We start from the raw sequence: 13,265 nt of genomic DNA, 5'->3' as shown, positions 1-13,265 counted from the left end.
TTATCCGCAGGCCTGACGAAAATGGTAGGAAGCGGCCGTTCCTACGACCACATATAATCGTCATCCCCACGCAGGCGGGGATGACGACTGGGGCATATGGCGAGACAATAGTATCGGGCGTCTCGCTTGGGGCCAGTGACGCCTGCAACCGGACGGTTACATTACGCCCCTACCCCAGCACGCCTTCATGCAGCCGCACCACACGGTCCATCTTCGCTGCCAGCCGCTCGTTATGCGTCGCAACCAGTGCGGCCGATCCTTCGCCGCGCACCAGCCGCAGGAATTCGGCCAGCACGATGTCGGCGGTTGCCTCGTCCAGATTGCCGGTCGGTTCATCCGCCAGCACCAAGGCCGGGCGATTGGCGAGCGCGCGGGCCACCGCCACGCGTTGCTGTTCGCCGCCCGAAAGCTTGCTCGGCCGGTGATCCAGCCGATGGGCAAGGCCAAGGGCGCTGAGCAAGGTCTTCGCGCGTTCCACCGCTTCGGCCGCTGTCGCGCCCTGGATCAGTTGCGGCAGTTCGACATTTTCGATGGCCGAGAAATCGGGCAGCAGATGGTGGAACTGATAGACGAAGCCCAGCGCATCGCGGCGCAGCTTGGTCCGCCCGTCATTGTCGAGCTTCGCCGCCTCCTGCCCCTGAATGCGGATCGATCCTTCGAACCCGCCTTCCAGCAGGCCCACCGCCTGCAACAAGGTCGACTTGCCCGAACCCGATGGCCCCAGCAGCGCGACGATCTCGCCCGGCGCCACGTGCAGGTCCACCCCGCGCAGCACTTCGATCACCGCTTCGCCCTGACGGAAGCTGCGCTTCAGCCCGGTGGTTGCCAGCACGTCATTCATAGCGCAGCACCTGCACCGGATCGGTCTTGGCCGCGCGCCAGGCCGGGATCAATGTCGCAAGGAAGCTGAGGCCCAACGTCAGCCCGATGATGGTGACGATTTCGATCGGATTGGCCTTGTAGGGCAGTTCGGTCAGGAACCGGATCGAGGGATCCCACAGATTCTGTCCCGTCACCATCTGCACGAAATTCACCGCCTGCTGGCGGAACACCGCCGTCACCGCCGCGAAAATCACGCCGACGACGATGCCCGAAATGCTGATCGACAGCCCGATCGCCACGAATATCCGCAGGATCGACCGGCTGGTCGCCCCCATCGTCCGCATGATCGCGATGTCGCGGGTCTTGGCGCGCACCAGCATGATCAGCGACGACAGGATATTGAACGCGGCGACAAGGATAATGAACGTCAGGATGACGAACATCGCCACCCGTTCCACCGCCAGCGCCTCGAACAAGGACGCGTTCATCTGCCGCCAATCGGTGACGACGCCCTGCCCGCCGACCTTTTCGGCCAGTGGCGCGAGAATCGGCCCCACTTTGTCCGGGTCGGTGGTTTCCAGTTCGACCATGCCGACCGCATCGTCCAGCATCAGCAAGGTCTGCGCATCTTCCAGCGGCATCAGCACGAATGCCTTGTCATAGTCGTACACGCCGACTTCGAAGATCGCGGCCACCGTATAGCTGACGATGCGGGGCACCGTGCCGAACGGCGTCGTCTGCCCTTGCGGGCTGATCAGGCTGATCTGGCCGCCCACCTCCGCGCCCAGCGCCTCGGCCAGCCGCGCGCCGATCGCCACACTGTCCGATCCCGGCACCAGCGCGTTCATGTTGCCGGCAATCACCTTGCTTTTCAGCGTCGGATTGCTGCGAATGTCCACCACCCGCATGCCCCGCACCAGCACGCCTTCGACCCGGCCGTCATAACTGGCCATCAGCGGCTGTTCGATCAGCGGGGTGGCGCTCGTCACCCCCGGCGTCGCCTTGGCCTGTTCCACGATCGTCTGCCAGTCGGGCAGCCGCCCGCCATAACCCTGCACCACGGCATGGCCGTTCAGCCCGACGATCTTGTCGAACAGTTCGGCGCGAAAGCCGTTCATCACGCTCATCACCGTGATCAGCGCCCACACGCCAAGCGTGACGGCAAACAGGCTGATCCCGGCGACGAGGAAGATGAACCCCTCGCCCTTGCCGGGCAGCAGATACCGCTTGGCGACGGTACGCTCGAAGCGGGTCAGGAACATGGGCTGGCCGTCCTTATCCGATCAGCCGCGCCAGCGCGTCCTCGATCGACAGTTCGATCTTCTCGCCCGAACGGCGGTTCTTCAGTTCCACCACGCCGCGTTCTAGCCCCTTGGGTCCGATCACCACCTGCCAGGGCAGCCCGATCAGATCCATCGTCGCGAACTTCGCGCCGCCACGTTCGTCGCGGTCGTCATACAGCGCTTCGACGCCGGCCTTGTTCAGCCTGGCGTAGAAATCGTCGGCCGCCGCCGCGCATTTGGCATCGTCGGCGCGCATGTTGATGATGCCCACCTTGTACGGCGCCACCGCTTCGGGCCAGATGATGCCGTTATCGTCGTGGCTCGCCTCGATGATCGCGGCCATCAGGCGCGATACGCCGATGCCATAGCTGCCCATGTGCGGGATCACCTCGCCGCCGTCCGGCCCCTGCACCTTCAGCCCCATCGGCGCGGAATATTTGGTGCCGAAGTAGAAGATGTGGCCGACTTCGACCCCGCGCGACTGGCGCAGATCCGCGCCAATTCCGGCCTCGCGGGCCTCATCGCGCTTTTCGTCGGTCGCGGCATAATCGGCGGTGTAACCGGCGACGATCGCCTGCAAGCCTGCGACATCGTCGAAATCCACCGACGACAATTCGGCCGGCTTTTCCCAGTTGGAATGGTAGAACACTTCGCTTTCGCCAGTCGGGGCAAGTACGATGAATTCGTGGCTCAGGTCGCCGCCGATCGGGCCGGTATCGGCCTGCATCGGGATCGCGCGCAGGCCCATGCGGGCATAGGTGTTCAGATACGCCACGAACATGCGGTTATAGCTGTGGCGCGCGCCGGCTTCGTCCAGATCGAACGAATAAGCGTCCTTCATCAGGAATTCGCGGCCGCGCATCACGCCGAAACGCGGGCGCACCTCGTCGCGGAACTTCCACTGGATGTTGTACAGCGTGCGCGGCAGATCGCGGTAGCTTTTGGCGGCGTCGCGGAAGATCGCGGTGATCACTTCCTCGGCGGTCGGGCCGAACAGGATTTCGCGGTCGTGCCGGTCCTTGATGCGCAGCATCTCAAGGCCATAATCGTCGTAGCGGCCCGATTGGCGCCACAGATCGGCGGACTGGATCGTCGGCATCAGCAATTCGATCGCGCCCGCGCGATCCTGTTCCTCGCGCACGATCTGTTCGATCTTGCGCAGCACGCGATAACCCAGCGGCAGCCAGGCATAGATGCCGGCGGCGGTCTGGCGGATCAGCCCGCTGCGCAGCATCAGCTTGTGGCTGATAATCTGGGCGTCGGCGGGCGATTCCTTCATGACGGGAATGAAATGGCGGGAAAGGCGCATGGGTTTCCTGATCCGAGAGAGCGGGCAAGCTCTAGAGGCGCTCGTCCGATCCGGCAACAAGGATGCGCTGTTGCGGAATGAACACAGGGGGCAGGCTTTCGTCGCCGACCCCCTTGAACGCCGGTGACAGGCTTGCCCGATCGGCTTACCAATCAGCCCACGGATTAACGGTAATGGCCGTGGTTCGGGGAGGGCATGCGGTGCCCCGCAATACCGTTTAAGGGGACGGATATTGTGCGTGGGCCCCACGCTTTCAAAGGGGGTTGACGTTTTTCGTCACGGGCGCCCGGGTTGCTTCATGCAATCCGGGCGTTTCGTTTATGGGGTGCCGCCGAACGTCTGCGGCTATTGGCCCGACGCGCCGATCGCCGCCATCTGTTCCACCCGCATGAAAGCGGCGCGAAATCCGTCGACTATGCCGTCGGTCGATGGCCCGAACGGGCATTTATTCGCCTGCATCGCATCCAGCAGGACCTGTATCCCCGCCTCTGCCTGCACCGCGCGTCGGGCCAGCGGTTCGCGGGTATCGAGGTTTGCGTCGGCCGCGCGCCTGCAATCGCCACTCTCGCCGGAAAAGCTGCGCACCGATGGCCGCGAATCGGATTCGGGAACTGCGATGGCATAACGGATCGTCACGCCGCCCGCCGTGCGCGTCATCGCATAAACGCGGATCGCGCCATGCGCAGCGTCCATCGCCTGGCCCTGGCCGATCAACCAATCGGGCGACTGGGCGGTATTGTCTTTGACCACCGGAGAACAGGATGCCGCGATCCCCGAGACGAGGATGGCCATCAGCCGTCGCATCGCCCTTCCCTTCGTTTCTCAGCTCATTCCCGCCTGGCACCGTCCAGAATGGCGTCGCGCCGCGCCTGCTCGGCCGCTTGCGTCGCCTTTTCGCTTTTGGTGCGGCCGTGTTTCGCCCGATTTTCACTGGCCTTCGCCACGGCGTCGACACGCGCCTTCGCCTTGCGCGCCAGCCTGAGGTTGATCACATCGCCCATGGCCCGATCATGCCCCGATGCCGGCCCCAAGTCGATCCCGACATGACGCAGCGCCGCATTTGCGTTAGGGGGCCGGGATGAACGATGCTTTCACCGCCTGGACCGCGACGACGCTGGGCCACGCCCCCCGCGATATCGGCCTGTTTCAGCGCGCCCTTACCCATGGCAGCCACGGCGCCGCCAGCTATGAACGGCTGGAGTTTCTTGGTGATCGCGTCCTCGGGCTGATCGCCGCCGCCTGGCTGTACGAACGCTTCCCCGATGAACCCGAAGGGTCGCTGTCGCGCCGGATCAATTCGATCGTCAGCCGCGAAACCTGCGCCGAAGTGGGCCGCGCGCTCGGCGTGCCGGGCTGGCTGCGCCTTGGCAAGCAGGCGCGCGACGATGGCGCGGTGAACAGCGACAACGTCGTCGGCGACGCGGTCGAAGCCCTGATCGGCGCGCTCTACTTGGAAGCCGGGCATGATGCCGCCGTCGCCTTCGTCCGCCGCGCGTGGACGCCGTTCGTCGATGGCCAGCGTTCGGCGCCCCGCCATCCCAAATCGGCGTTGCAGGAATGGGCCGCCGCCAATCGCTGCCGTCCGCCCGTTTATACGATGGCCGCCCGCTCCGGCCCGCACCATGCGCCCCGATTTACCGTAGTCGTCACCCTGCCCGGTCGTACCGGCGCCGAAGCCAGCGCCGAAGGCACGTCCAAGCAAGAAGCCGAAACCGCCGCCGCCAAGGCCCTCCTGGAGAAACTGTCATGACCGCCCCGCATCCCGAAGGGAGCATCCCGGAACGCCGCGGCCCAGAACGCTGCGGCCTTGTCGCCGTCGTCGGCGCCCCCAATGCGGGCAAGTCCACCCTGGTCAACGCGCTCGTCGGCCAGAAAGTCGCGATCGTCAGCCCCAAGGCGCAGACGACACGCGTCCGCCTGATGGGCCTGGCCATCCACGAAAACAGCCAGATCCTGCTGGTCGACACCCCCGGCATCTTCGAAGCGCGCCGCCGGCTCGATCGCGCGATGGTGGCCGCCGCATGGGGCGGCACCACCGATGCCGATCTGATCGCTTTGGTGATCGACGCCAAGACCGGCATCAAGGCGAAGATCGACGCACTCATCGATACGCTGAAGGATCGCCGCGAACCCAAGATCGTCATCCTCAACAAGGTGGATGTGACGCCCAAGGAAAAGCTGCTGGAACTGGCGGTGAAGCTGCAGGACGCGCTCGCCCCCGAAACCATCTTCATGATCAGCGCGTCCACCGGCGATGGCGTGGCTGATCTAAAGGCGGCCCTTGCCGCCCGCATGCCCGAAGGCCCGTGGCATTTCCCCGAAGATCAGGTGTCGGATGCGACCGACCGGATGCTCGCCGCCGAAGTGACGCGCGAACAGCTCTATCTCCAGCTCCACGCCGAACTGCCTTATGCCAGCGCGATCGAGACGGAGAAATATGAGGAACGCAAGGACGGATCCGTCGTGATCCACCAGCAGATCCTCGTCGGCCGCGACACCCAGCGTGCCATCGTGCTGGGCAAGGGCGGCGCCCGCCTCAAGGAAATCGGCAGCCGCGCCCGCGCCGAACTGGTCGAACTGCTTGGCCGCAAGGTCCACCTCTTCCTGCACGTCAAGGTAAAGCCCGACTGGGAAGAAGATCGCAGCCTCTACCGCGACATCGGCCTCGACTGGGTGGATTGAGCTACTCTCCTCCTTCTTGTGACCCTCTCCCGCACACGGGAGAGGGCTAAGAAGCCCATCCTATTTCGTGAACGTCCCCACCAGTTCGACATGCGTCGACCAGCGGAACTGCCCGACCGGCAGGATCCGTTCCAGCCGGTAGCCGCCGTCGATCAGCGTCTTGGCGTCCCGCGCGAACGTCTGCGGGTTGCACGAAACATAAACGACCCGCGCGACATCCGATCGCGCCAGATCGATCATCTGTTCCTTGGCGCCCGCGCGCGGCGGATCGAGGACGATGGCGTCGAACCGCGCCAGTTCCTTGGCGTCGAGCGGCCGGCGATACAGGTCGCGATGGTCGACCAGCATCTGCCGCCCGCCGCGTGCCGCCGCCAGTTTCAGCGCCAGCGCCGGATCGCGCGCGCCTTCCGCCGCATAGACCTTGGCATTGGCCGATAGCGGCAATGCGAACGTGCCGAGGCCGGCGAACAGATCGGCGATCGTGCCCGCCCCGCGTACCGCCTCGCTCACCGCCGCCAGCAGGGCCGCCTCGCCATCCGCCGTCGCCTGCAGGAAACCTTTGACCGGCATGCCGACAGCAATACCGCCCAACGTCACCGTCACCCCGGCCGGTTCCCACCGCGCCTGCGGGCCATCGCCATCGTCGATCGACAGCCGCGCCAGATTATGCGCCTGTGCAAAGGCCGTCAGCGCCTCTGCGGCGTCCAGCCCGTCGGCCGTTACCTTTTCCAGCAGCAGATCGACGCCCTGATCGGTCAGCGTCATCTGCACGCCCGCCGCGCGCTTCTCGCGCATCAGTTCCAGCAGGAATTTGCGCAGCGGCGCCACCAGCGCGAACAGGGCCGGGTGCAGGATATCGCATTGCGCCAGATCGATGATCCGGTGGCTGCTCCCTTCGTTGAACCCCAGCACCACCCGCTTGCCGATCCGTTCGGCACGCATCGTCGCGCGACGGCGGGTGTGCGACGGCGACAGATGCGCCGGCGCCATCTCCGGCACGCCCAGCCCCTGCGCCCTCAGCGCGCCGGTAATCCGGTCGGACACGAAACCGGCATAGCTGTCGTCATCGACATGTTGCAGCTCGCACCCGCCACAACGGGGGAAATGCTTGCACGGCGGGTCCACATGGTGCGGCCCACGGGTGATGACGCCATAGGGATCGACCACATCGCCCGGCGCGGTCAGCGGCACATGGCGGCTATCGGCCGTCACCCCATCGCCCCGCCCGGCCAGCCGGATCACCAGGCCATCATCGATCACAGCTTCACTCACGCACACATCTCCAGCGCGGCGGGCAGATGATCGGCCAGATCGTCGGCGATCAACCCTGCCCCCGCTTGTTTGGCGGCTTCACCATGAAGCCACAGGGCCGCTTGCGCCGCCGTAAAAGGATCCAGTCCGCGCGCCAGCATCGCACCCGCGATCCCCGCCAGCACATCGCCCGTGCCGGCACTTGCCAGCCATGCCGGCGCGGTGCGCGCCACCGCCACCCGGCCATCGGGGTGCGCCACCACGCTATCCGCGCCCTTCAGCAGCACGATGGCACCGCTGCGCGCCGCCGCCGCCCGCGCGCGATCCAGCTTGCTGCCGGCCAGATCGCCGAACAACCGCACAAATTCGCCTTCATGCGGGGTCAGCAACGCCGGTTCGGCCAGCCGGCGCAGATGCGCGATCCCGCCATCGGCCAGCAGCGCCAGCCCGTCGGCGTCGATCACCAGCCGATGCCCGGCCGCCAGCGCCTGCCTCAGTTGATCCCGCGCCGCCGCATCGCGTCCAAGGCCCGGACCAACAACCACCGCGCCCGTGCGCGGATCGCCCAGCGCCTCGTCCATGCCACGCCGCACCAGCGCATGGGGGCCGCTAACGCCAGCGCCCGTCAGCACGACATAGCCCGCGCCCGCGCGCTGTGCCGCGGTTGCCGCCAGCACGCCGGCGCCCGGCATCGTCCCGCCGATCACCGCCACCAGCCCGCGTGAATATTTATGATCCGTCGGCCCCGGCATCGCCAGCATCGGCCGCGCGATTTCCCAGGTGCGCGGGGTAGCCGCCAGCCCGATATCGGCCACGGCGACCCGACCGCAGAACCCCGCCGCCGGCTGCAACAGATGCGCCGGTTTCAACGCGCCCAGCGCCACCGTCAGATCGAAATGCGGCACTGGCGACAACAGGGCGCCATCGTCGGTGGAAACCCCGCTCGGCAGGTCGACCGCGATCGCCAGCTTCGCCGCGCCCACCAGTCGCGCCAGCGTATCCGCCAGTGCCGCGTCCAGCGGCCGGGCCAGCCCGGTGCCGAACAGGGCGTCGATCAGCAATGGCGCGGGGCGTGCGCCTTCGATCGGTTCGACCGGGCCGGTCCAGCGCGCGCGCATCGCTTTGGCGGCCTCGGTCGTCGGCTCGCTTGTGGCCGCGACGCGCACATGCACGCCGCGTTCGGCCAGGTGGCGGGCGGCGACATAACCGTCGCCACCATTATTGCCGGGGCCGCACAGGATCAGCGTGGGCGGCATGGCGGCAAAGCGCCACGCGGCTTCCGCCACGGCGGCGCCCGCCTGTTCCATCAGATCCACCACCGGCACGCCCGCAGCGAAGATCGCCTCCTCGGCGGCGCGTGTTTCGGCCGCGGTGAGGATCGGGCGTGGGGTTTGCATCATGACCTCAACTAGATATCAGCGTAGACATGGGTTTCGGCCTTGCCGCCGGGATGCGTCACCGCCCCCTGCCAGGCCGGGCCGACATTCTGGGCATAGCGCCACAATGCGCCCGAATTATAATCGGTCTTGCGCGGCTGCCACTGGGCGCGGCGGGCCGCCAGCACGTCTTCGGCGACATCCAGATCGATCGTGCCGGCTTCGGCGTCGATGCGGATGATATCACCATTTTCGACCAAGGCGATCGGGCCGCCATCGGCGGCTTCGGGGCCGACATGGCCGATGCAGAAACCGCGCGTCGCGCCCGAAAAACGGCCATCGGTGATCAGCGCCACCTTCTCGCCCATGCCCAGGCCGTACAACGCCGCCGTAGTCGACAGCATTTCGCGCATGCCGGGGCCGCCCTTCGGCCCTTCATACCGGATCACGACCACCGAACCCTCGGTGATCTTCCGCGCCTCGACGGCGGCGAAGGCGTCTTCCTCGCATTCGAACACCATCGCCGGGCCTTCGAACTGCAGGCGGTGCATGCCGGCCACCTTCACGATCGCGCCTTCGGGCGCCAGGCTGCCCTTCAGGCCGACGACACCGCCGGTCGGCGTGATCGGCGCCTTCGCGTCATAGATCACCTTCTGGTCGGGGTTCCACGTCACCTGATCGATATTTTCGGCCAGCGTCTTGCCCGTCACCGTCATGCAATCGCCGAACAGCAGCCCTTCGTTGAGCAGCGTCTTCATCAGCATGTAGATGCCACCGGCCTCATACATGTCCTTGGCGACATATTTACCGCCGGGCTTGAGATCTGCGATGTAAGGCGTTGATTTGAATATCTCCGCCACGTCGAACAGGCTGAAATCGATGCCTGCTTCATGCGCCATCGCCGGCAGATGCAGCGCGCCGTTGGTGGAGCCGCCGGTCGCCGCCACGATGCGCGCCGCGTTGACGAACGCTTCGCGCGTGCAGATGTCGCGCGGGCGGATGTTCTTGGCCAGCAATTCCATCACCTGGCGCCCGGCGGCGCGGGCGATTTCATCGCGATCGCGGTAGGGGGCGGGCACCATGTTGCTGTTGGGCAGCGACAGGCCGATCGCCTCGCCCACGCACGCCATGGTGTTGGCGGTGTACTGGCCACCGCAGGCGCCGTGCCCCGGGCACGCCACCTTTTCCAGCGCCGTCAGTTCGGATAGCGGGCAGGCGTGCGCGGCATATTTGCCGACGACTTCGAACACATCGACGACGGTGACGTCGCGATCCTGATAGCGGCCGGGCAGGATCGATCCGCCATAAACGAAGATCGACGGCACGTTCAGCCGCAGCATCGCCATCATCATGCCGGGCAGCGATTTGTCGCACCCCGCAAACCCGACGAGCGCGTCATAGCAGTGGCCGCGCACCGACAATTCGACCGAATCGGCAATCACCTCGCGGCTGACCAGCGAGCTTTTCATGCCCTGATGGCCCATCGCGATGCCGTCGGTGACGGTGATGGTGTTGAACCGGCGCGGGGTGCCGCCGCCGGCGATCACGCCTTCGCGGCACACGTCCGCCTGGTCGTTCAGCGTCGTGTTGCACGGCGCGCTGTCATTGCCCGCACTCGCCACCGCCACGAACGGCTTGGCGATGTCCTCCTCGGTCATCCCCATCGCATAATAATAGCTGCGATGCGGTGCTCGCTCAGGCCCCACCGAAACATGGCGGCTGGGCAGGTTGGATTTGTCGAACTGATGGGTCATGACGCGCTTCCTTCTTGCGGGGGCGTCTTTGGCCTTTTAGCCCCCGTCGCGCAATCCCGAGAGCGTTTTGGCGATCACCGGCGCAAGAATCCGTGCCCAATGCGCGACACCTGCGGCATCGCCGATCAGGTCCTGCCGCACTTCGATCCCCAGATAGGCAATGCCATTGCCCTCGCCATGCCGGTTCATCGTCGCGTTCAGCAGCTTGCCCGAATAGGGTTCATTGTCGCCGGTGACGACGCCGGCGGCCTCCAGCAGCGGGATCGCGATCCGCGCGGCGCGTTCATCCTGATTGTAAAGAATGCCGATCTGCCACGGCCGCGGCTCATCCGACGTCGCCAGCTTCGGTGTAAAGCTATGCAATGAAATCAGCATGATCGGATTATTTCCTGCGATCATCTGCGAAATGCGATCATGATAAGGCCGCCAGAACCGGTCGATCCGCGCCACCCGCCCTGCATGGTCCAGATCGTTGCCGGGGATCGCATGGCCATCGCTGGCGATGGGGATGAGGTTGGGCCGGTCCTCCTCGCGATTATAATCCGCCACCAGCCGCGAAACCCCGCCAAGGATGCCGGGGCATTGGAGTACCGCGCACAGCGCCCGGCCCAGCGGATCGGTGCCGATATCGATCGCGACATGCTGGGTCAGCACCGCCGGATCGACGCCCAGATCAATATCCGCCGGCACATGGTTCGACGCATGATCGCCGATCAGCAGCAGCCCCGATGCGGCATCGCCCGCAACCTCGGCATAGGCCTCGGGACCAATCGGGCCGTCATTCGCATTCTGGATCATCCCCGTCTGTTGCCGTGGAAGCGGCGCGATGTCACGGATGGAATCGCCACAGGGAGACGGGAATGACGGGCGGATCGACGCGGCGGAACATGATGGCGCTTCTGGGCGGCGGCGCGATCGTGACGCTTTCTCCCCCCGCGGCAAGCCCCGCTGACGCCAAGCCGCCACCGCCCTGCCCGATCCGCACCCCATTGGATGCCATTGCCGATCGGCTGCTCGTCCACACGCCCGAAACCGCCGTCTATAACGGGGTCGGCGACGCCATGACCGGCGGCGCCGCCGCCCGGCGGCTCGATGATTATTCCCCCGCTGGCGAAGCGGCCTGGCGGGCGGCGCTGCGTCAGGCCGAAACCGATATCGCCCCCGTCACCTGCGGGCCGGAAGATCGCCTCGGCCGATCACGCCTCGCCACCGCCGCCGCGATCCTCGCCAACGCCACCCGATCGGCGGCCATACCCTATGGCCGGGTCAACGCCTTCAACTTCACCGGCCACACCCCTTATCTCGTCACCCAGATCGCCGGGCCGCATATCGATACGCCCAATGCGATGCAGGCCCAGCAATCGCTGAGCAGCCCGCAGGCGGTGGATGCGTGGATCGCCAAGCTCGACAGTTTTCCCACCGCCTTCGCCGGGGTGATCGAAAAGGTGCGCGCCGATGAAGCGGCCGGGTCGGTGCCGCCCGCAGCCCTGATCGCCGGCACGCTGCCCGTGCTCGATGCGTTTCTCACCGGGACGGAGGCGGATCACCCGCTGATCGTGGGCCTGCGCACCCGCACCGCCGCGGCCCGGCTCGACGCCAGTTTCCGCGCCAGGGCCGAAGAACGTGCCATCACGGCCTTACGCAAACGCGCCCGCCCGGCCATGGATGCGCTGCGCCGGCACATGGCCGCGCTTGCTCCACGCGGTCGCGCCGAAGCGGGCATATGGGCGCAACCCGATGGTGACGCGCTCTACGCCGCCAACATTCGCGCGCTTGGCGATTCCAGCCTGTCGGCGGATGAAATCCACGCGCTCGGCCTCGATGAAGTTCGCCGCATTTCAGCAGAAATTGAACATTTACTTGACCTTATAGGCCTAAGCTCAGGCAGCGTCGGAACGCGGATGCAGGCCCTTTCCCGCGATCCGGCCAACCTGTTCGCCGATGATGATGCGGGGCGCGAAACTCTGCTCGAACATGTCCGTGCCATCGTGCGGGGTATGGAAAAACGCTATCCCGCGCTTCTTCCCGCCGCCCTCATCCCGCAACAGCCGCTCGTCGTGCAGCGCATTCCCGTCGCCACGCAGGATGGCGCACCCGGCGGCTTTTACGATGGCCCCACGCTCGATGGATCGCGCCCCGGCACCTACTGGATCAACCTGCGCGACATGGGCGCCGTTCCCCGCTTCCGCCTGCCGACGCTCAGCTATCATGAAGGCGTGCCCGGCCATCACACGCAAAGCTGCATCGCGCTGTCACTCGGCGAAGCCCCGCTGCTGCTGCGCATCGCCAGCTTCAACGCCTATCAGGAAGGCTGGGCGCTCTATGCCGAACGGCTCGCCGCTGAAATGGGATGCTACGCGCAGGATCCGCTGGGCGATCTCGGCCGCCTGCAGGATGAACTGTTCCGCGCCGTCCGCCTCGTCGTCGATACCGGCCTTCACGCCAAACGCTGGAGCCGCGAACAGGCGATCGCCTTCATGCGCGACGCGACCGGCGTCGCCGAAAGCCGCGTCACCGCCGAAATCCACCGCTACATGGCGTGGCCGGGGCAGGCGCTGGGCTACAAGCTCGGCCAGCTCCGCCTGCTCGATATCCGCAGCAAGCTGATCGCCGCGCAAGGCCGCCGCTTCAGCCGTCGCGCCTTTCACGGGCTTGTCCTCGGCAATGGGCCAATGCCGCTCGATCTGGTCGAACGCGAAGTGCTGGGCAGCTAGCCCATGTCGATATAGTGTGCCGACAAGACGGGACCATGGAAACGCTATTTGCCTCCTTCGCGGATTGGAGATGC

At 66.0% G+C, this 13,265-nt stretch carries 12 protein-coding genes; 3 read left to right on the top strand and 9 right to left on the bottom strand.

Features of this window, described 5'->3' with window-relative positions:
- Positions 1-169: 169 nt before the first annotated feature.
- From KC8_RS01235 to KC8_RS01215, 5 genes are all read right to left on the bottom strand, one after another.
- A complete protein-coding gene (locus KC8_RS01235) occupies positions 170-841 on the bottom strand; it encodes an ABC transporter ATP-binding protein (RefSeq protein ID WP_010124977.1) in 672 nt (223 codons plus the stop codon).
- Entirely contained in the window at positions 834-2,084 is a 1,251-nt protein-coding gene (locus tag KC8_RS01230) for a lipoprotein-releasing ABC transporter permease subunit (protein WP_010124976.1), read from the bottom strand. Before KC8_RS01230 ends, KC8_RS01235 begins: the two co-directional genes overlap by 8 nt.
- 13 nt (positions 2,085-2,097) lie before the next feature.
- Positions 2,098-3,414, bottom strand: a complete 1,317-nt coding sequence (gene proS, locus KC8_RS01225) for a proline--tRNA ligase (protein WP_010124975.1) — start codon at positions 3,412-3,414, stop codon at positions 2,098-2,100.
- A gap of 345 nt (positions 3,415-3,759) precedes the next feature.
- On the bottom strand, positions 3,760-4,218 hold the full coding sequence (locus KC8_RS01220) for a hypothetical protein (RefSeq protein WP_010124974.1): 459 nt from the start codon (positions 4,216-4,218) through the stop codon (positions 3,760-3,762).
- A gap of 23 nt (positions 4,219-4,241) precedes the next feature.
- Positions 4,242-4,415, bottom strand: a complete 174-nt coding sequence (locus tag KC8_RS01215) for a DUF4169 family protein (RefSeq protein ID WP_010124972.1) — start codon at positions 4,413-4,415, stop codon at positions 4,242-4,244.
- Between the two features lie 77 nt (positions 4,416-4,492).
- On the opposite strand from KC8_RS01215, the gene rnc reads away from it, so the two are divergent.
- Both rnc and era read left to right on the top strand, forming a co-directional pair.
- The gene (gene rnc / locus KC8_RS01210; protein WP_010124971.1) at positions 4,493-5,164 is read left to right on the top strand and encodes a ribonuclease III; all 672 of its coding nucleotides are present in this window, start codon (positions 4,493-4,495) and stop codon (positions 5,162-5,164) included.
- Complete coding sequence (gene era, locus KC8_RS01205) at positions 5,161-6,096, top strand: GTPase Era (protein ID WP_010124970.1); 936 nt, start codon at positions 5,161-5,163, stop codon at positions 6,094-6,096. Before rnc ends, era begins: the two co-directional genes overlap by 4 nt.
- Positions 6,097-6,156: 60 nt before the next feature.
- Here the strand turns inward: era and KC8_RS01200 are convergent, their stop codons facing one another.
- The 4 genes from KC8_RS01200 to KC8_RS01185 are packed head-to-tail and all read right to left on the bottom strand — an operon-like array spanning position 6,157 to position 11,275.
- Positions 6,157-7,374: a class I SAM-dependent RNA methyltransferase gene (locus tag KC8_RS01200; RefSeq protein ID WP_010124969.1), complete on the bottom strand. Its 1,218-nt coding sequence runs from the start codon at positions 7,372-7,374 to the stop codon at positions 6,157-6,159.
- Positions 7,365-8,747, bottom strand: a complete 1,383-nt coding sequence (locus tag KC8_RS01195; protein ID WP_010124968.1) for a bifunctional ADP-dependent NAD(P)H-hydrate dehydratase/NAD(P)H-hydrate epimerase — start codon at positions 8,745-8,747, stop codon at positions 7,365-7,367. The genes KC8_RS01200 and KC8_RS01195 overlap by 10 nt, the downstream gene beginning before the upstream one ends.
- Before the next feature lie 8 nt (positions 8,748-8,755).
- Complete coding sequence (gene ilvD, locus KC8_RS01190; protein WP_010124967.1) at positions 8,756-10,477, bottom strand: dihydroxy-acid dehydratase; 1,722 nt, start codon at positions 10,475-10,477, stop codon at positions 8,756-8,758.
- 36 nt (positions 10,478-10,513) lie between these two features.
- The gene (locus KC8_RS01185) at positions 10,514-11,275 is read right to left on the bottom strand and encodes an N-formylglutamate amidohydrolase (RefSeq protein ID WP_010124966.1); all 762 of its coding nucleotides are present in this window, start codon (positions 11,273-11,275) and stop codon (positions 10,514-10,516) included.
- Between the two features lie 62 nt (positions 11,276-11,337).
- Here KC8_RS01185 and KC8_RS01180 point away from each other — a divergent pair, with 62 nt between their 5' ends.
- Positions 11,338-13,191, top strand: a complete 1,854-nt coding sequence (locus KC8_RS01180; protein WP_010124965.1) for a DUF885 domain-containing protein — start codon at positions 11,338-11,340, stop codon at positions 13,189-13,191.
- Positions 13,192-13,265 lie beyond the last annotated feature (74 nt).

It is taken from the genome of Sphingomonas sp. KC8, assembly GCF_002151445.1.
GTDB lineage: Bacteria > Pseudomonadota > Alphaproteobacteria > Sphingomonadales > Sphingomonadaceae > Sphingomonas_E.
The sequence above is the reverse complement of the archived record's forward strand: the minus strand, read 5'-3'. Positions and strand labels throughout refer to the sequence as shown.

Bases quoted from the DNA above. Each gene is read 5' to 3' on its own strand.
- KC8_RS01220 (WP_010124974.1), bottom strand. From the start codon at position 4,218: ATGCGACGGCTGATGGCCATCCTCGTCTCGGGGATCGCGGCATCCTGT.
- KC8_RS01195 (WP_010124968.1), bottom strand. From the start codon at position 8,747: ATGATGCAAACCCCACGCCCGATCCTCACCGCGGCCGAAACACGCGCC.
- KC8_RS01185 (WP_010124966.1), bottom strand. From the start codon at position 11,275: ATGATCCAGAATGCGAATGACGGCCCGATTGGTCCCGAGGCCTATGCC.
- proS (WP_010124975.1), bottom strand. From the start codon at position 3,414: ATGCGCCTTTCCCGCCATTTCATTCCCGTCATGAAGGAATCGCCCGCC.
- rnc (WP_010124971.1), top strand. From the start codon at position 4,493: ATGAACGATGCTTTCACCGCCTGGACCGCGACGACGCTGGGCCACGCC.
- KC8_RS01215 (WP_010124972.1), bottom strand. From the start codon at position 4,415: ATGGGCGATGTGATCAACCTCAGGCTGGCGCGCAAGGCGAAGGCGCGT.
- KC8_RS01180 (WP_010124965.1), top strand. From the start codon at position 11,338: ATGACGGGCGGATCGACGCGGCGGAACATGATGGCGCTTCTGGGCGGC.
- KC8_RS01235 (WP_010124977.1), bottom strand. From the start codon at position 841: ATGAATGACGTGCTGGCAACCACCGGGCTGAAGCGCAGCTTCCGTCAG.
- era (WP_010124970.1), top strand. From the start codon at position 5,161: ATGACCGCCCCGCATCCCGAAGGGAGCATCCCGGAACGCCGCGGCCCA.
- ilvD (WP_010124967.1), bottom strand. From the start codon at position 10,477: ATGACCCATCAGTTCGACAAATCCAACCTGCCCAGCCGCCATGTTTCG.
- KC8_RS01230 (WP_010124976.1), bottom strand. From the start codon at position 2,084: ATGTTCCTGACCCGCTTCGAGCGTACCGTCGCCAAGCGGTATCTGCTG.